Source organism: Candidatus Methylomirabilota bacterium (assembly GCA_035315345.1).
Classification (GTDB): Bacteria; Methylomirabilota; Methylomirabilia; order Rokubacteriales; family CSP1-6; genus CAMLFJ01.
Genome location: DATFYA010000179.1, coordinates 20290 through 35563 on the forward strand (window position 1 = coordinate 20290; position 15274 = coordinate 35563).

Below are 15274 nucleotides of genomic sequence, written 5' to 3' on the forward strand. Positions count from 1 at the left end.
CGAGAGGTCAAGTGCAATCCGGCATCCTGATCATCCATCCCGGCGCGCTCGGCGACGTGCTGCAGGCGGTGCCCGCGCTGCGCGGCCTCCGCGCCACCGCGCCGCTCGTCTTCGTGGGCCAGCCGCGCCTGGGCCGGCTGCTCGTCGCGCTCGACGTGGTCGACGAGGCGCGCGGCTTCGACGCGCTCGGCCTCGACGCGCTCTTCACCCGCGAACCGGTGCCCGCGCCGCTGGCCGCGCTGGCCGCGCGCGGCGATCGCGTCGTCTCCTGGTTCGGCTCGCGCGAGCCCCTCTATCGCGAGCGCCTGGCCTCGCTCGCGCGCGAGACGATCGTGGCGCCGCCGGTGCCCGAGGAGGAGATCCCGGTGTGGCGTCATTTGATCGCCACCCTCGCGCCGTGGGGCGTCAGCGTGCCGGAGCCGCCCGGCCCGCTCCGTCTCGCCGGGCCGACACCCGCGCGCGCCACGCTCGTGGTGCATCCGGGCAGCGGCGCGGCGTGGAAGCAATGGCCGGCCGAGCGGTTCGCCGAGGTGATCCGGGCGGTGACCGCACGGCGTCCGTTGCCGGTCGTCGTCCACCAGGGCCCCGCCGACGTCGCGGCGGCCGACGCGCTGATGGCGCATCTCCCGACGACCTGGGCGCGCCTCGTGGAGCCGGACCTTCCCACGCTGGCCGCCGTGCTCGCAACCGCGCGCGTCTACCTGGGCGGCGATTCGGGCGTGAGCCACCTCGCCGCCGCGATGGGAGCGCCGAGCGTGATCCTGTTCCCGGCGTCGACCCGTCGGCGCTGGACGCCGTGGAGCCCGACCGCGGTCCCGCTGACCATGACCGGCGAGCCGGACGAGGCGACGCGCGTCACGCGGGAGATCCAGCGGCAGCTCGACGAATGAAGAACGGCGCGGACGGCCTCGCGGCCCGCCCGCGCCGTGGTGGTTCCGGCATGCAGCGACCTACTTCTCGTTGAACGAGCGGAGCATCCAGGCCATCTTCTCGTGCTTCTCCATCAGGCCGGTGAGGAAGTCGTTGGTGCCCGCGTCGTTGTGCTTCTCCATCACCGTCTCGAGATCGGCCCGCAGCGTGCGGACCATCGCCTCGTGATCGGCCTGCAGATTGGCGACCATGGTGGCCGCGGCCGGCTGCTTGCCCGGCTGTTCCTTCAGTCGCGAGTGCTGCGAGAACTCGGCCAAGGTGCCGTAGGCCTTGCCGCCCACCGAGCGCGCCCGCTCGGCGACCTCGTCCACCATCTCGTCGAGGGCCTCGTACTGCTCCTGGAAGAACTTGTGCAGATCGTTGAACTGCGGCCCGACGACGTTCCAGTGGTAGTTCCGGGTCTTGGTATAGAGCACGTACTCGTCGGCGAGCAGGTTGTTCAATGCGCCGACCGGGCCGACGGTTGCGCGCCTACTGCTTGGCGATGACGTGATCCTTGATCTTGTCGTAGGTGGCCTTGGGCATGACCTTCTTCTGCACCAGCTCGTCCTTCCGCTTGTAGGGCCGGTTCTGGACGATCTTCTTGGCGTAAGCATCCCCGATGCCCGGCACGGTCTTCAGCTGGTCCTCGCTGGCCGTGTTCAGGTCCAGCGGCTCGTGGCTCATCGAATCCTTGGCGGCGGGCTTCGCGGGCGCCGGGGCCGGCTTGGCCGCCTGAGCCCAGACCGCGGGCGCGCCCAGGGTCCCCAACGAAAACAGCGCGACGACGAGCAGTGCGACCAATCGCCTCATGGCAGGTCCTCCTTCTGGTTGAGTGCCACGCCCGGTCAGCGGATACCCAGCAGCTCCACCTCGAAGATCAGGGTTGCGCCGGGTGGGATGACTCCGCCCGCGCCCCGGTCACCGTAGCCCAGGTGCGCCGGGATGATGAGCTTACGCTTGCCGCCGACCTTCATCGAGCCCACGCCCTCGTCCCATCCCTTGATGACGCGGCCCTTGCCGATCGGAAACTCGAACGGGGTGCCGCGGTCGACCGAGCTGTCGAACCTCGTGCCGCTCTTGAGCCAGCCCGTGTAGTGCACGCTCACCGTGTCGCCGGCCTTGGGCCGGGCGCCGGTGCCTTCCATCAGATCGACGTAGCCCAGGCCCGTCGCGGTCTCCACGACCTGCTCGTCCGACCGATCGCTCATGCCCGATCCCTCATGGTGTGGCTCCTTTGCCGCTCCATAGTACCAGCGGTGCAGCCGCCCCGGCGCCACTCCGCAGAAGTGCAGGAGCCGCAGCGTCCACATGAGGACGATCGTGCGCAGCGGCCCCTCGCGCTCCCATTTTCGCGCCGAGGTGGTCACCCGCAGGCGAAGCGCGCACAGCCGGCCCCGCCGCTTGAGCCGGCGGCTCAGCTCGATGTCCTCCATCAGCGGGATGTCGGGATAGCCGCCGACCGCGTCGAAGTCGGCGCGGCGGACGAAGATGGCCTGGTCGCCCGTGCAGATACCGCTCAGCCGGGAGCGGATGTTCATGAACCACGCGACCATCCGGAGCACCGGCCGCTCGCCGTCGAAGCGCACATCGAAGCGGCCGGCGATCACCCCGGGCCGCGCGAGCGCGCTCGCGATGGCGCCCACCGCCCCGTCGGGCAGCCACGTGTCGGCGTGGAGGAACAGCAGCGCGTCGCCGGTCGCCGCGGCTGCGCCCGCGTTCATCTGGCGCGCCCGCCCCGCCGGGGCGGTCAGTAGCCGGACGCCGGGATGGCGGGCCACCACGTCGGCGGTGCCGTCGCGGCTGCCCGCGTCCACGACCAGGATCTCCGCGTCCGGACCGGCGCGCGCAAGGTCGGGCAGGAGGCGCGCGACATTGGCCGCCTCGTCGAGCGCGGGAATGACGATGCTGAGCCGCGTCACCGGTCCGGGCTGCCCGGTGCGAGAGTGATCGCGTCGGAGTAGGCGACGGCGCGCTCCCCCGTGTCGTCGGTATCGGTCATCACCGCGATGCCCGCGATGCGCGGCGGCTCGCCGCCGATGATCCGCTGGAAGTCCGAGTAAATGTCGTGCGACTCGCCGACCCAGCGCCCGGCCTCGGCCGCGCCGCGGCGGGGGACGACGATGCGGGCGCGATCGGTGTACGCGGACTCCGGCCCGGTGCCGACGGGCAGGCGGCTCTCCCACACGTAGACTTGCGCCATGCCGGGCGGATATTGCCCGTAGAGAAGGCGATAGACGCCGTACCGCGCGCGCTGCCAGACGGTGGCGGTCGCGGGGTCGTAACGACACGCAATGTAGACGCGCGCGGCGCAGTCGTCGCCGCTCTTGCGACGCGGATCCGAGCCGGCCAGCGGGCCGAATCCGCCCGGCACGAGCGGCTCGCCCGCGAGCGCGCTCCCCGCCGCCGCGCGCTGGACGAGCAGCAGCGCAGCCACGCTTGCGGAAGACCGCATCACCCCGTCTTGAGCAGGTCGTCGAGCGCGGCGCTGCGCCCCCGCAGCCAGCGGGGCAGCAGCGACAACGCGACGATCAGCACGCCGGCCACGCCCAGGAGCAGCAGCATGCGGCGCACGTCCCACGCTCCGGCGACCACCGCGCCCGCGGCGGTGGTGAACGCCACCGTCGCAGGCAGCATGCAGAGCCACGAGGTCAGCGCGTAGGCGCCGAAGCCGATGGACGTCAGCCCGTAGGCGTAGTTCTGCAGGTTGAACGGGAAGATCGGAACGAGGCGCGTGATCATCACGATCCGCGCCCCGTGCCGGGCCACCGCGCGGTCGATCCGGCCGAGGGCGGGGTACGGCTCCATCCAGCGCGCGACGACCCCGCGGGCCGCGTAGCGGGCGAGGAGGAACGCGAGGCAGGCGCCGGCGGTCGAGGCGATGGACGTGTAGACCGTGCCCCACAGCGGGCCGAAGACGAGGCCGGCCAGGATCGTCAGCGGCAGGGCCGGCACGAAGGCGACCACCGCGGCCACGTAGCCGCCGATGAAGACCGCCGGCGCCCAGGGACCGAAGCCGGCGATCCACTCGCGCAGCCGGGCCAGATTGTCGAGCCGCACCGCGTCGGCCAGGCCGAGCGCACGGGCCGCCACCAGCGCGAGCACCAGCCCGACGACGACGAGACCGACCAGGCGCCGGCTCAGTACTTGCCCCGGGCGCGCTCTCGAGCGGGCAGGTTCTCGAGACACGTGGTCCACCAGCCGCTGCGGATGGTCTCGGCGAACTCGGCGGGCAGCCCCTCGCGCTCCATCTCACGCGCGAGCGCCTCGTGATCGTAGGCCACCGGCACGAACTCCACCGCCAGCTCGGGGCCCGCGGTCAGCACCGTGTACCAGACGTTGGAGCGGCCGTCGTTCTCCGGGCGGCCGATCACGCCGACGTTCACCGCGTGGCGCGCATCCGGCAGCGCGCGGTGCCACTTGATCCCGGTATGCGTGCACAGCATCACGTCGGCCTCCGCGCGATCCATCAGGTGGCGCAGCAGCCCGCTGGGCGTGGCCGATTCCCACAGGAACTCGTTGATCACGCGCGGCGAGCCGTGGCACATCAGCACCCGGTGCGGGCCGAGCTTCAGCCGCCGGTGGCGGGGCAGCGTCCCGAGCCACTTCTTGGCGTCGGTCGCGGTGCGGTCGAACGTGTAGCGATAGCTGATCGCCGCGTAGTGGTTGTCGCGCGGGTCGGTGTAGCCGCAGCCGCAGTCGGTGCGCCCGGAGACGAGCGATTCGTCGTAGTTGCCCTGCAGGGCGAGCACTCCGCCCTGCCACAGCAGCGGGAACACGCGGTCCGGGTGCGGGCCGAAGCCGCCCATGTCGCCCAGACAGAACACCGCCTCCACGTCGCGCCGGCGCGCGTCGGCCAGCGTGGCCTCGAGCGCGAGCCAGTTGTTGTACACGCCGCCGAACACCGCGATCCGCCGGTATTCGCCTAGCTGTTCCGGCATGTCATTCCGGTTCGGCGGCAGGTCACGCACGCCGGGTGATAGAGCGGCGCCGCGACGAACGACTCGGTCAGGCGGCCGGTCGAGAGCCGCGCTCCGTCGAGCCCGGCCAGGATCGGGCAGGCGTAGACCCCGGTGGACGTCACCACCCGGGCGTCCGCGCACTGGAGCACGGAGCGATCGAAGCCCTCGAGATCCTCCTCGGCGAGCGGCGGCTCCCCGGAGGCGGGCTGACGGCCGAGGGCGAACACCGGCATGATCTTCACGCGCGGCCGATCCACCCCCTGCGCGTGGAGGAAGTCGCGGAAGCGCTCGTACATGCCCGGCCCCGCGCCGTGCTCGTCGCGCGTGATCTCGGTCGCGGTCACGATGGGCAGGAGGCCGCGCGCCCGCATGAGCCGCACCGCCTCCACCGCCTTCGTCCACGCCCCGTCGCCGCGCACCCGGTCGTTCAGCGCGCGATCCGTGTCGTCGAGGCTCACCCGGATCTCGAGCGAGTAGGACGCGCGCGCCGCCATCGCGGCCAGCGCGTCCGCCTCCTCGGGGCCGATGAGGGTGCCGTTGGTGAGCACGGTGGTCGGGGCGATCTCGAGCGCCCGCTCCAGCAACGGCAGGATCTCGCCGTGCAAGAACGGCTCGCCGCCCGTGAAGTAGATCTCCTTGACGCCCACCGTCTCGGCCTCGGCGAGCGCCCGGCGCACCGTCGTGCCGTCCAGCGGCCGCAGCCACGGGGCGCGCGGCCCGCTGGCGTTGATGCAGTGGTGGCACTCGAGATTGCACCAGGTGCCGGTGATCTGGATCCACAGGGTGGAGAGCCCGAGGAACGGGGCCGTCGGCACCGTCCGCTCGGCGCCGAGGAGAGGCAGGCTCCGTGGGCTCATTCGGCGGGCTCGTGCTGGAGCGACCAGTCGTAGGGGCGGAACGCGTCGCACGGATACGGGCGGGCGGCCGCCGCGTCGCGGACCGCCCCCGCGTCGAGATAGCGCGACAGGAGCGCGCCGAGCCCGCCCGCGGCCTCGAAGTCCGCCGCGTACCATTCGAGGATGCGCGAGCACGTGACGCAGCCGCGGGTGTCCATCGCCACCTCCTGGTTCAGGAAGTTGCGCGCGGCCAGGTCCAGCTGCTGGTCCAGGACGGCCGCGCGATACACTCCCACCGGCGGGCAGGACTGCGCGCCGCAGGTGATCGCGAAATGGATGCGCGGATCCATCGGATGGACGGCCAGGGCCAGCCGCGGGTCGCGGCCGCCGAAGGGCCGCCGCCGCAGGAAGCCGTGGGCCGCGTTGCCGCGCAGGATGCCGTGCTCCACGTCGTCGGCGGTGAGGGTGAAGCCGCCGACGCGGTAGGCCACGCGGGCGAAGAAGCCGCGCATCTCCCGGACGGTGCGGCGGATGCCCATGGCCACGATCCCGTGGAACACCATCGCGTTGTACACGTTGATCCAGAAGGCGAGCCGCGGCTGGCGGCCGGTCAGGTCTCCGAGGCTCAGCGACTGCAGCGCGCCCGCCCGCCCCGCGGCCTCGGTCCACGCCGGCGAGGCGCGCAGGGCGGCGTAATCGAGCCGGCCGTCGGTCCGCGTGTGAGATCCGATCGCGCCGAGCATCCCGCGCTGCAGGCTCTCGGCCTCCGCGGCCGGTCCGTCCGTCGCGACCGCGGCCTCCGGGTTGAGAATGACGCGCCCTAGTAGGGGTCTCATCGTCCGCTTCAGCATGCCGAGGTCCGGACGCGGAATGTCACGGCCGCGTCAATTCAGACGAATACGCCCTCGGGCAGGAATGCCGAGACGATCCAGTTGGGGGCGTCGACGATCTCGCTGATCTTGAGGTCCACCGTGACGCTGCAGAGGATGTAGGCCTCCTCGCGGGACAGCCCCCGCTCGCGCACGAGATGATCGATCATGTAGCGGACCGCCTGCTGGGAGGCCGCGAACAGATCGGGCCCGTGCGCGGTGGTGGCGAACCACGAGCCGGCCGGCGCGGCCGCCGACGGCGCGCGCGTGGTGCGCAGCTGCGGCTCGGCCAAGTGACGACCGCGCTCGAGGCCGAAGCGGGCGGTGACCCGGCCGCTCATCTCCACCGCGGTCACGCACACCTCGCCGTCGCCCTGGATCGCGTGGGTGTCGCCGACGCTGAAGAGGGCTCCGTCCACCCACACCGGCAGATAGAGCGTCGCGCCCGCGGTGAGCTGCTTGATGTCCATGTTGCCGCCGTTCTTCCGCGGCGGCATGGTGCTGTGGCCGCCGGCCTCGTCGAGCGCGGTCCCCATCACGCCCGGGAACGGGGCGAGGGGCACCGCGACGCGGCCGCCCGCGCGGGCGTGGGTGCCGTCGCTCAGGTCCCAGATCTGCAGGAACGGCTTGCCGAAGTCGGACTCGGGCAGGAGCCCGCGCCCGGGGCGGATCGCGGTCCAGCCGAATGCGGCCGGCTTCACCTCGAGGATCTCGACCACCAGCACGTCGCCCGGGCGCGCGCCCTTCACCGCCACCGGCCCGGTGAGCGGGTGGCCGCGGAAGGGGCCGCGCGCGAGCACGTCGGCGTGGGTGGAATCGGGCCGGTAGTAGCGGTCGGCCGCATCCCGGGTGTCGAAGACGACGGTGTCCCCCGGCTCGATGGCGAGCCGCGGGGGCAGCGCGTTGTTCCACTCGTAGTGCACCTGCTCGGCGTCGAGGCGATGGTCCATGGCGCCGTCGAGTATACACGTCGGATCACGCCCCCGCGGCCCGCGTAGTATGCTCTAGTCGTGGCGTTCACCGCGACGCTCTGGCGCTCCATCGAGCCGATCTACGCGGCGATCCTCGCGCACCCGTTCCTGCGCGGCCTCACCGACGGCTCGCTCCCCCACGAGGCCTTCCGCTTCTACGCGGTGCAGGACGCGCTCTACCTGCGCGACTTCGCCCGCGCGCTGGCCCTGGCCGCGGCCCGCGCGCCACGCGAGGAGTGGATCATCATGTTCAACGAGCACGCCGCCGGCGCGCTCAAGGTGGAGAAGACGCTCCACGAGTCGTTCTTCAAGGAGTTCGGCCTGTCGCCGCAGGCGGTGGCGGCCACCCCGCCGAGCCCGACGAACCTGGCCTACACGTCCTACCTGCTGGCCACCGCCCACGGGGGGCCGTTCCACGAGGCGGTCGCCGCGCTGCTGCCCTGCTACTGGATCTACTGGGAGGTCGGCAAGACCCTCGAGCGGTCCGGCTCGCGCGATCCGCTGTTCGCGCGCTGGATCGGGACGTACGCCTCCGAGGAGTTCGGCTCGGTGGTCCGCGAGGTCCTCGGGTGCGTCGACGCGCTGGCCGCCGACCTGCGCGAGCCGGAGCGCGATCGCATGACGCGGCACTTCGTGACGACCAGTCGCTACGAGTGGATGTTCTGGGACATGGGCTGGCGGCGTGAAGCCTGGCCGGTGTGATCCCGGCTCACCCGCTTCCGTCGACATCCCGAGTCGAACCGAACGCCGTCTCACCTGGGCGGAAAGCGCCGCCCGCCGCGCTATGCTAGCGCGATGACGTCACCGCGACGTCGGAAAGGACCCCGATGACCCGACCTCGCTACCACCTCGCCTGCGTGCTGGCCGTCGTGCTCGCGTCCTCGGCTCCCGTCGGTGCCGCCGACACCGTGAAGCTCGGCGACCTGCCCTCCATCTCCAACGCCGGCATCTACATCGCGCTGGAGAAGGGCTATTTCCAGGAGCGCGGCGTGATCGTGGAGACCGAGCGGTTCGCCTCCGCGGGCAAGCTGATCGCGCCGCTGGCCAGCGGCCAGCTCGACGTCTCGGTGGGGTCGCCCACGGCCGACCTCTTCAACTCGATCGCCGGCGGCATGGACTTCAAGATCGTGGCCGACAAAGGCCAGGTGGGCCCGGGGTACGACTTCACGCCACTGATCGTCCGGAAGGATCTGCTGGACTCGGGCAAGGTGAACAGCCTCCGGGACCTGAAGGGCATGAAGATCGCCACCGGGACCAAGGGCACCCCGCTGGACTTCTTCCTGGCCCGGACGATGGAGCACGCGGGCCTCGACTACGACGCGGTCGCGGTCGTGAACATGTCGCACGCGGACGGCGTCAAGGCGCTGGCCAGCAAGGCCGTCGAGGCGGTCTTCGCGCCGGAGCCGTGGGGCGCGAAGGCCGAGAAGCACAAGGTCGGCGTCCGCTACTTCCTGACCGACCAAGTCCCGGCGATCGCCACGTTCCAGGTCGGGGTGCTGATGTACAGCGGCAGGCTCATCAAGGAGCGACCCAGGGCGGGCCGCGCGTTTCTGCAGGCATACCTGCAGGGCGTGAAGGTCTACCACGACCGAGGCCTGCAGGATCCCGAGGTAGCCGGCATCCTCTCGAAGCACTTGAAGCTTCCGGTCGAGACCATCCAGGCGACCTATCCGGTCTACCTCGAGCGGAGCGGCAAGCCGCGCGTGCAGGACCTGGTCGCCTTGCAGGACTGGTTCCACCGGATGGGCTGGGTGAAGGAAAATCTGCCGATGAGCCAGGTGGTGGATCTGTCGTTCCTGGAATAGGATTCTACGGGTCCAGCCGGGGGGCGGCGACTACCTGACGGCTGCGAACCAGACGACACGCGGAGAGGCGCGACATGGCACAGGATCTCCCCGGCTACCTCGACCTCGTCAAGCGCACCCGGCCCGACGACCTCCTGGTGGTGTCGAAGGAGCTGGACCCGGCCTACGAGATCACCGCCCTGGTGGTGAAGCTCGAGCGCGAGGCGCGGAAGCGCCCGGTGGTGATCTGCGAGCGGGTGAAGGGCACGTCGTTCCCGGTGCTGACCAACCTGCACGCGAGCCGCTCGCGGCTGGCGCTCTCGATGGGCGCGGCGCCCGACGAGATGCTCACCACCTATTTGCGCGCCATGGACAAGCCGGTTCCACCACGGATCGTCTCGGGCGGCCCGTGCAAGGACGTGGTGCTGACCGGCGACCGGATCGACCTCTACGCCCTGCCCCAGATGCTGCACCACGAGGGCGACGCGGGGGCGTACGTGACCTCCGCGATCTCGTTCGCGAAAGACCCGACCCGCGACATCTGGAACTGCGCCTACAACCGGCTGATGATCCAGGGCCGCGACCGCACCGCGATCCACCTCACCCTGGGCAAGCACCTCTGGGAGTTCCAGCGCATCGCGGAGTCGCTCGGACGCCCGCTGCCGGTGGCCTTCGCCATCGGTGTGCACCCCGCCATCGCGCTGGGGGCCCTCGCCATCGGCTCCATCGACGAGGACGAGCGCGCGATCATGGGCGCGCTCTTGCGCGAGCCGCTCGAGCTGGTGAAGTGCGAGACCTCCGACCTGCTGGCCCCGGCGCACGCCGAGATGATCATCGAGGCGGAGATCCTGCCGGGCGCGCGGACGCCGGAGGGGCCGTTCGGCGAGTTCACCGGGTACAGCCTCGGCGAGCGCGAGCGCGAGGTGGTGCAGGTCCGGGCCATCACCCATCGCGGCGGGGCCTATTTCCAGGACATCACGGTGGCCCATCTCGACCACATGCTCCTCTCGACCATTCCGATGGAGGCCAATCTCTATCGCGCAGTCCGCGCCATGGTGCCATCGGTGAAGGCGGTGCGCGTGCCCGCGCCGTTCACCTGCTACGTCTCGATCGAGCAGCGGTTGATCGGGCAGGCCAAGAACGCGATCCTGTCGGTGCTGGGCGCCGACCTCTACATGAAGCGCGTGGTGGTGGTGGACGAGGACGTGAACATCTTCGACGACCGCCAGGTCACGTGGGCGATCGCGACCCGCTGCCAGCCCGACCGCGACATCACGATCGTCACCCACGCGCGCGGCTCCGACCTCGATCCCTCCACCAAGCAGGACGGCTACTCCGGCAAGTGGGGCGTCGACGCCACCGCGAAGCCGTCGCTGGCCGGCTACACTCCGCGCCATCGCGTGCCGCCCGAGGTGTGGAAGCGGCTCGCGCTGAAGGACTACACGCAGTAGCCCCTCCATCGCCGCCATGCCCGCCGGCTTCGCCGCGCTCCTGGCCGCCGCCGCGCGCCGCCGGCCCGAGCAGCCGGCGCTGCTGTGGGACGACGGGGCGCTGACGTGGCGGGAGCTCGAGCGGCGCGCGGGCGGCGTCGCGCGGCGGCTGGCGCGATCCGGGGTGCGGGCGGGCGACGTCGTCGCGCTCTTGCTGCCGAATACCTGCGGCTTCGTCGCCGCCCTCTGGGGCGGGCTCGCTCTCGGCGCCACCGTGGCCCCGCTCAACCCGCTGCTGGCCGGCGAGGAGCGCGGGCGCATCCTCGACCACCTGCGGCCTCGGGCGATCGTCGACGCGGCACCGGAGACCGAGACGGCCGAGCCGACCCCGGTCGACCCACCCACCGCCCCGGCCATCATCCTCTATACATCCGGCAGCACGGGGCAGCCCAAGGGTGCGGTGCTCTCGCACGCCGCGCTCGCCGCGGCCAACGAATCCTGGGCCGGACCGGTGATGGGCCTCACGCCCGGCGACCGCGTGCTGGCCGCGCTGCCGCTGGCGCACTCCTTCGGCCTCAACGGTGCGCTGCTGGCACCCCTCCTGGCCGGCGCCACGGTGGTGCTGCAGGAGCGCTTCTCGCCGGAGGAGACGCCCCGCGCGATCGCCCGTCATCGCGCCACCGTGTTCCCCGGCGTGGCCACGATGTTCGCCCGGATCCTCGAGTCCCCCGCGCTCGTCGCGGCCGACCTGTCGAGCCTCCGGCTGGCCGTCTCCGGGGCGGCGCCCTGTCCGTGGGCACTGGCCAGCGAGTGGCGGCGGCGCACGGGCGTCCGCATCGTGCGCGGCTACGGGATGACCGAGCTGTTCCGCCCGATCTCCTACCTGGCCGCCGAAACCGCCGATCATCCCGACTCCATCGGACGCGCGGTGCCGGGCGTCGAGCTGCGCGTGGTCGAGGACGAGCTGTGGATCCGCACGCCGGCGGCGATGGACGGCTACCTGCGGGCCCGCGAGGAGACGGCGGCGGTGCTCGCCGACGGCTGGTTCAAGACCGGTGACCTGGCCACGATCTCGCCCGACGGCTACGTCAGCATCGTGGGGCGGAAGCGCGAGCTGATCCTGCGCGGCGGCTACTCGGTGGTGCCGGGCGAGGTGGAGGCCGCGCTGCTCGGGCATCCCGCGGTGGCGGAGGCGGCGGTCATCGGCGTCGCGCACGCCGAGCTGGGCGAGGAGGTCAGCGCCTTCGTGACGCTGCGGGCGGGGACGCGGGCCGAGCCGGAAGAGCTGATCGCGTTCTGTCGCGCGCGCCTCGCCGGCTACAAGTATCCGCGGCGGGTCTCGATCGTGACCGAATTGCCCAAGAGCCCGACCGGCAAGATCCTCAAGGCGCGGCTGCGGGACTGACGCCCGGCCGGCGCCGCGGGACTGGAGGCCAGGCGAGGCGGCGTGAGGGTGCTCCCCTCACGCCGCCCCTATGTGAACGCGCGGGTGCCGCGCGGCTGGTCGTGCTACTTCTTCGGCTGCTCGGGCGCCTTGGACTCCGACGCCTTCGTGTCGTCGCTCTTCTTGGCCGCGGGCTTCTTCTTGGCGGCGTGCTGCTTGTGAGCCTTGCCGCTCTCCTTCTTGTCCTTCTTGTCCATCTTGTCCATCGAGGCGTCACCGCTCTTCGGAGCGGTCGGCGCGGGAGCCGGGGCGGGCGTCTGCGCCGCGGCCGGGCCAACGATGCCGACGGCGAACACCGTCGCGGCTACCAGGGACATCACCGAGCTGACTTTCATCGGAGCACTCCTCCCTCTACGTTGAGTGTGGGTTGCGCTGCGCTGCGGTTGCGTCACTCGAACAGGCTCGTGAAGAACTGCCTCACGCTCCGGCCGAACGATACGGCCCCGTCCCTCGTCTTGGTCCAGGCCGACTGCGCCTCGGGCTCCGCTGCCCGTCCTGCCTCCTTGATCTTGTCTCCCGCGGTCTCGGCGCCGCCGACCACCGCGGTGCCGACTCCCTTCGCGGTCTCCTCGACGCCCTGGCCGATCTGCTTGGCCCCGCTCTCGACCTGCGCCGCGCCCTCCCGGGCCTTGCCGTCGTCGGCCGCGGCGACCGGCGCCGCGGTCAGAAGGAGCGCCAGCAATGCGACGAAGCTCGGGGGCCAGCTCTTCACCGGCGTCTTCATCTCCTCCTCCTCTTCCTTCCCTCGGGGGTGTAACACGCTCCGGTTGGAGAAAGTTCACCGGCAACCCACATGCCAGTGGCGCTCGGAGAGCGCCGGGCCGCATCCGGCCTGCTTTCCCCGCGATTTGCGCGGCGCTCAGGGGGCGCCGGAGGAGGAATTACACGACAGGCGTGTAAGGATTACCAGGAGAATACGTGCGTGGGCGTCAGCTCGACGATCACCGAGTCCGAGTCGCCGAGTGCGGCCTCGCGCGGGTACTGCGGATACTTTGCGTAGAGGCGACGGCGCAGCCGGCGGAAGCGCGGGCCGCGCTCGATCACGCGCGCGGTGCCCTGCACCATCACGCCGGTGATGTGACTCCAGTCGTCCGAGTAGCAGTCCACGGTCAGGGCGAGCCGCGGGTTGGCGCGCACGTTGCGCACCTTGCGGCCGCGCTTGCCCGAGCCGAAGTAGATCTTGCCGCCCGCCAGCACGTGACACACCGGCACCAGATGCGGCATGCCCGCCCCCACCGTGGCGACGCGCGCGACCCGCTCCCACTCGATCATCCTGGCCTGCGCTTTCGTCATTCGCATGAGTGTCTCCTCCGTAGGCGTGCAGTGTACTCCTCGGGCCGCGCGGCGCCCGCGCCCCCGCGCACGCATTGACCCGCGGCAAAGCAGTGTTGTAGATTCGGCCGCATGAAAAGCAAGACTTCCTCGAAGAAGAAGGCGTCACCCGCCCGCGGCAAGGCGAAGGCGGCGGCCCGGCCGGCTTCCCGCAAGGCCGCGGCCAAGGCTCCGGCGGCCAGGCCGGCAGCCCCGGCCGCCCCGAAGGTTGCCAGCTACACCCCGAAGCCGATCGAGGGCATCGGCTGGGCGCCCTTCCGCTATAGCCGGTAGACCCGCTCGGGGTGCCCGCTCGCTCGGGCACCGCGGCCTCGGGTGCTCCGGTCCCGGGCAGGTGACCGCGCTCGGCCTCCTCCTGCTGCTGGTGTTGGCGGTGGGCTGCTCGGCGGTGGAGCGGATCGGCCAGCCGTGGTGGGAGATGCGCCGCGACTCGTCCGGCCAGGCCCCGGATCCGGCCGGCACGCCCGACGCCGTCGTGCAGGTCTACGCCGCCCGGACGGTGGGCTGGAAGGGCGTGATGGCGGTCCACACCTGGATCGCGGTCAAGCCGTCCGGCGCGGGGGCCTATACCCGCTACGAGGTCATGGGCTGGGGCGTGGGCAGCGGGACGCCGGCGCTCCGGGTCAACCGCACCGGGCCCGACAACTACTGGTTCGGCAGCCGCCCCGATCTGCTCTCCGACCGGCGCGGGGCGGGCGTCGACGCGCTGATCACGCGCATCGAAGCCGCGATCCAGGCGTATCCCTACCCGTCGAGCTACCGGACGTGGCCGGGACCCAACAGCAACACCTTCACGGCCTACGTCGGCCGCGCAGTGCCCGAGCTGCGCCTCGACCTGCCGGCCACGGCCATCGGCAAGGACTTCATCCCGGGCGGCGTCCCCATGGCCTGGACGCCGAGCGGGACCGGGGTGCAGGTCTCCCTGCTCGGGCTGCTGGGCGTGCTCGCCGGAGGTGAGGAGGGGCTGGAGCTGAACGTGCTGGGCCTGACGTTCGGGCTCGACGTGAAGCGCCCGGCGCTGAAGCTGCCGGTGGTCGGTCGGCTCGGCTGGAGCCAGCGCCCGGAGCCCCCCGTCCCCGAGCAGGCCGCCTCGGTCCCGTCCCGCGCTAGCCGCTCCGAGTGACGGTGGCCCAGCCGGCCTCGGCGAGGGGGCGCGCCCGCTCGCCGCGCGCCCGGGCGTTGACGTCGTTGGCGGTGCCTGCGATCACGCGGCCCATGATGCCCTGGGCGATGGCGGCCAGCCGGAACATCGCGAAGGCCAGATAGAACTCCCAGTCGGGGATGCTCGACCGCCCGGTCCGCCGGCAATAGGCCGCGACGTACTCCTCCTCGGATGGCAGCCCCATCTCGGCCAGCGGCGCGCCCAGCACGCCGCCGAGGGTGCTCGGGCCGAGCCGGTAGGGCATGCAGTTGTACGCCAGGTCGGCCAGCGGGCTGCCGAGCGTGGACAGCTCCCAGTCGAGCACCGCCACGGCCCGCGGCTCGGTGGGATGCATGATGAGGTTGCCGGGGCGGAAGTCGCCGTGCACGATCGTGGGCCGGTCGTCTGGCGGCACGTGCTCCGGCAGCCAGGCGATGAGATGCTCCATCGCCTCGATCCGCTCGGTCTCCGAGGCGCGGTACTGGCTGGTCCAGCGGTGGATCTGCCGCGCGAAGTAGCTGCCGGGACGGCCGTAGTCGGTGAGGCCGGTGGCCTCGAGATCCACCCGGTGCAGGCGCGCGAGCACGTCGTTCATC

At 71.7% G+C, this 15274-nt stretch carries 20 protein-coding genes and 1 pseudogene; 7 read left to right on the plus strand and 14 right to left on the minus strand.

Annotated features, from left to right (window positions below):
• The first annotated feature begins 11 nt into the window (after positions 1 to 11).
• Positions 12 to 890 (plus strand): glycosyltransferase family 9 protein, encoded by an 879-nt coding sequence (locus VKN16_22850; protein HME97052.1) that lies wholly within the window; start codon positions 12 to 14, stop codon positions 888 to 890.
• Between the two features lie 60 nt (positions 891 to 950).
• Here the strand turns inward: VKN16_22850 and VKN16_22855 are convergent, their stop codons facing one another.
• From VKN16_22855 to VKN16_22900, 10 genes and pseudogenes are all read right to left on the minus strand, one after another.
• On the minus strand, positions 951 to 1373 hold the full coding sequence (locus VKN16_22855; GenBank protein HME97053.1) for a DNA starvation/stationary phase protection protein: 423 nt from the start codon (positions 1371 to 1373) through the stop codon (positions 951 to 953).
• A 28-nt stretch (positions 1374 to 1401) separates the two neighbouring features.
• A complete protein-coding gene (locus VKN16_22860) occupies positions 1402 to 1722 on the minus strand; it encodes a helix-hairpin-helix domain-containing protein (protein HME97054.1) in 321 nt (106 codons plus the stop codon).
• A gap of 35 nt (positions 1723 to 1757) precedes the next feature.
• Entirely contained in the window at positions 1758 to 2120 is a 363-nt protein-coding gene (locus VKN16_22865) for an FKBP-type peptidyl-prolyl cis-trans isomerase (GenBank protein ID HME97055.1), read from the minus strand.
• Between the two features lie 51 nt (positions 2121 to 2171).
• A pseudogene (locus VKN16_22870) lies at positions 2172 to 2831 on the minus strand (TIGR04283 family arsenosugar biosynthesis glycosyltransferase).
• Positions 2828 to 3346 carry a DUF3047 domain-containing protein gene (locus VKN16_22875; protein HME97056.1) on the minus strand — a complete coding sequence of 173 codons (519 nt, stop codon included), beginning with the start codon at positions 3344 to 3346 and terminating at the stop codon, positions 2828 to 2830. Before VKN16_22875 ends, VKN16_22870 begins: the two are co-directional and overlap by 4 nt.
• Before the next feature lie 17 nt (positions 3347 to 3363).
• On the minus strand, positions 3364 to 4014 hold the full coding sequence (locus tag VKN16_22880; GenBank protein HME97057.1) for a TVP38/TMEM64 family protein: 651 nt from the start codon (positions 4012 to 4014) through the stop codon (positions 3364 to 3366).
• A gap of 35 nt (positions 4015 to 4049) precedes the next feature.
• A complete protein-coding gene (locus VKN16_22885; GenBank protein ID HME97058.1) occupies positions 4050 to 4850 on the minus strand; it encodes a metallophosphoesterase family protein in 801 nt (266 codons plus the stop codon).
• Entirely contained in the window at positions 4835 to 5728 is an 894-nt protein-coding gene (locus tag VKN16_22890; protein HME97059.1) for a radical SAM protein, read from the minus strand. Before VKN16_22890 ends, VKN16_22885 begins: the two co-directional genes overlap by 16 nt.
• On the minus strand, positions 5725 to 6543 hold the full coding sequence (locus VKN16_22895) for a DUF547 domain-containing protein (GenBank protein HME97060.1): 819 nt from the start codon (positions 6541 to 6543) through the stop codon (positions 5725 to 5727). Before VKN16_22895 ends, VKN16_22890 begins: the two co-directional genes overlap by 4 nt.
• 53 nt (positions 6544 to 6596) lie before the next feature.
• Complete coding sequence (locus VKN16_22900; protein HME97061.1) at positions 6597 to 7526, minus strand: acetamidase/formamidase family protein; 930 nt, start codon at positions 7524 to 7526, stop codon at positions 6597 to 6599.
• A 60-nt stretch (positions 7527 to 7586) separates the two neighbouring features.
• Here VKN16_22900 and tenA point away from each other — a divergent pair, with 60 nt between their 5' ends.
• The 4 genes from tenA (at position 7587) to VKN16_22920 (ending at position 12166) form a co-directional block, all read left to right on the plus strand.
• Positions 7587 to 8249 (plus strand): thiaminase II, encoded by a 663-nt coding sequence (gene tenA / locus VKN16_22905; protein HME97062.1) that lies wholly within the window; start codon positions 7587 to 7589, stop codon positions 8247 to 8249.
• Positions 8250 to 8374: 125 nt separating this feature from the next.
• The gene (locus tag VKN16_22910) at positions 8375 to 9352 is read left to right on the plus strand and encodes an ABC transporter substrate-binding protein (protein HME97063.1); all 978 of its coding nucleotides are present in this window, start codon (positions 8375 to 8377) and stop codon (positions 9350 to 9352) included.
• 74 nt (positions 9353 to 9426) lie between these two features.
• Positions 9427 to 10782, plus strand: coding sequence for a UbiD family decarboxylase (locus tag VKN16_22915; protein HME97064.1), 1356 nt, complete (start codon positions 9427 to 9429; stop codon positions 10780 to 10782).
• A 16-nt stretch (positions 10783 to 10798) separates the two neighbouring features.
• Entirely contained in the window at positions 10799 to 12166 is a 1368-nt protein-coding gene (locus VKN16_22920; protein ID HME97065.1) for an AMP-binding protein, read from the plus strand.
• 104 nt (positions 12167 to 12270) lie between these two features.
• Here the strand turns inward: VKN16_22920 and VKN16_22925 are convergent, their stop codons facing one another.
• The 3 genes from VKN16_22925 to VKN16_22935 all read right to left on the minus strand — a co-directional run bounded on the left by VKN16_22925 (position 12271) and on the right by VKN16_22935 (position 13504).
• Positions 12271 to 12540, minus strand: coding sequence for a hypothetical protein (locus VKN16_22925; protein ID HME97066.1), 270 nt, complete (start codon positions 12538 to 12540; stop codon positions 12271 to 12273).
• A 53-nt stretch (positions 12541 to 12593) separates the two neighbouring features.
• Positions 12594 to 12929, minus strand: a complete 336-nt coding sequence (locus VKN16_22930) for a hypothetical protein (GenBank protein HME97067.1) — start codon at positions 12927 to 12929, stop codon at positions 12594 to 12596.
• A 179-nt stretch (positions 12930 to 13108) separates the two neighbouring features.
• The gene (locus VKN16_22935; protein HME97068.1) at positions 13109 to 13504 is read right to left on the minus strand and encodes a pyridoxamine 5'-phosphate oxidase family protein; all 396 of its coding nucleotides are present in this window, start codon (positions 13502 to 13504) and stop codon (positions 13109 to 13111) included.
• Positions 13505 to 13609: 105 nt separating this feature from the next.
• Between VKN16_22935 and VKN16_22940 the strand changes: the two genes are divergently transcribed.
• Positions 13610 to 13810, plus strand: coding sequence for a hypothetical protein (locus tag VKN16_22940; protein HME97069.1), 201 nt, complete (start codon positions 13610 to 13612; stop codon positions 13808 to 13810).
• A gap of 61 nt (positions 13811 to 13871) precedes the next feature.
• Positions 13872 to 14660, plus strand: coding sequence for a DUF3750 domain-containing protein (locus VKN16_22945; GenBank protein HME97070.1), 789 nt, complete (start codon positions 13872 to 13874; stop codon positions 14658 to 14660).
• Here the strand turns inward: VKN16_22945 and VKN16_22950 are convergent.
• Positions 14644 to 15274 (minus strand): phosphotransferase (locus VKN16_22950; GenBank protein HME97071.1); only part of this gene is annotated, 631 nt, incomplete at its 5' end. The genes VKN16_22945 and VKN16_22950 overlap by 17 nt on opposite strands.

Coding starts and splice junctions, on each gene's coding strand:
- VKN16_22890 (HME97059.1), bottom strand. CDS start 5,728: ATGAGCCCACGGAGCCTGCCTCTCCTCGGCGCCGAGCGGACGGTGCCG.
- VKN16_22920 (HME97065.1), top strand. CDS start 10,799: ATGCCCGCCGGCTTCGCCGCGCTCCTGGCCGCCGCCGCGCGCCGCCGG.
- VKN16_22935 (HME97068.1), bottom strand. CDS start 13,504: ATGCGAATGACGAAAGCGCAGGCCAGGATGATCGAGTGGGAGCGGGTC.
- VKN16_22925 (HME97066.1), bottom strand. CDS start 12,540: ATGAAAGTCAGCTCGGTGATGTCCCTGGTAGCCGCGACGGTGTTCGCC.
- VKN16_22900 (HME97061.1), bottom strand. CDS start 7,526: ATGGACCATCGCCTCGACGCCGAGCAGGTGCACTACGAGTGGAACAAC.
- VKN16_22865 (HME97055.1), bottom strand. CDS start 2,120: ATGAGCGATCGGTCGGACGAGCAGGTCGTGGAGACCGCGACGGGCCTG.
- VKN16_22915 (HME97064.1), top strand. CDS start 9,427: ATGGCACAGGATCTCCCCGGCTACCTCGACCTCGTCAAGCGCACCCGG.
- VKN16_22895 (HME97060.1), bottom strand. CDS start 6,543: ATGAGACCCCTACTAGGGCGCGTCATTCTCAACCCGGAGGCCGCGGTC.
- VKN16_22940 (HME97069.1), top strand. CDS start 13,610: ATGAAAAGCAAGACTTCCTCGAAGAAGAAGGCGTCACCCGCCCGCGGC.
- VKN16_22910 (HME97063.1), top strand. CDS start 8,375: ATGACCCGACCTCGCTACCACCTCGCCTGCGTGCTGGCCGTCGTGCTC.
- VKN16_22885 (HME97058.1), bottom strand. CDS start 4,850: ATGCCGGAACAGCTAGGCGAATACCGGCGGATCGCGGTGTTCGGCGGC.
- VKN16_22930 (HME97067.1), bottom strand. CDS start 12,929: ATGAAGACGCCGGTGAAGAGCTGGCCCCCGAGCTTCGTCGCATTGCTG.
- VKN16_22860 (HME97054.1), bottom strand. CDS start 1,722: ATGAGGCGATTGGTCGCACTGCTCGTCGTCGCGCTGTTTTCGTTGGGG.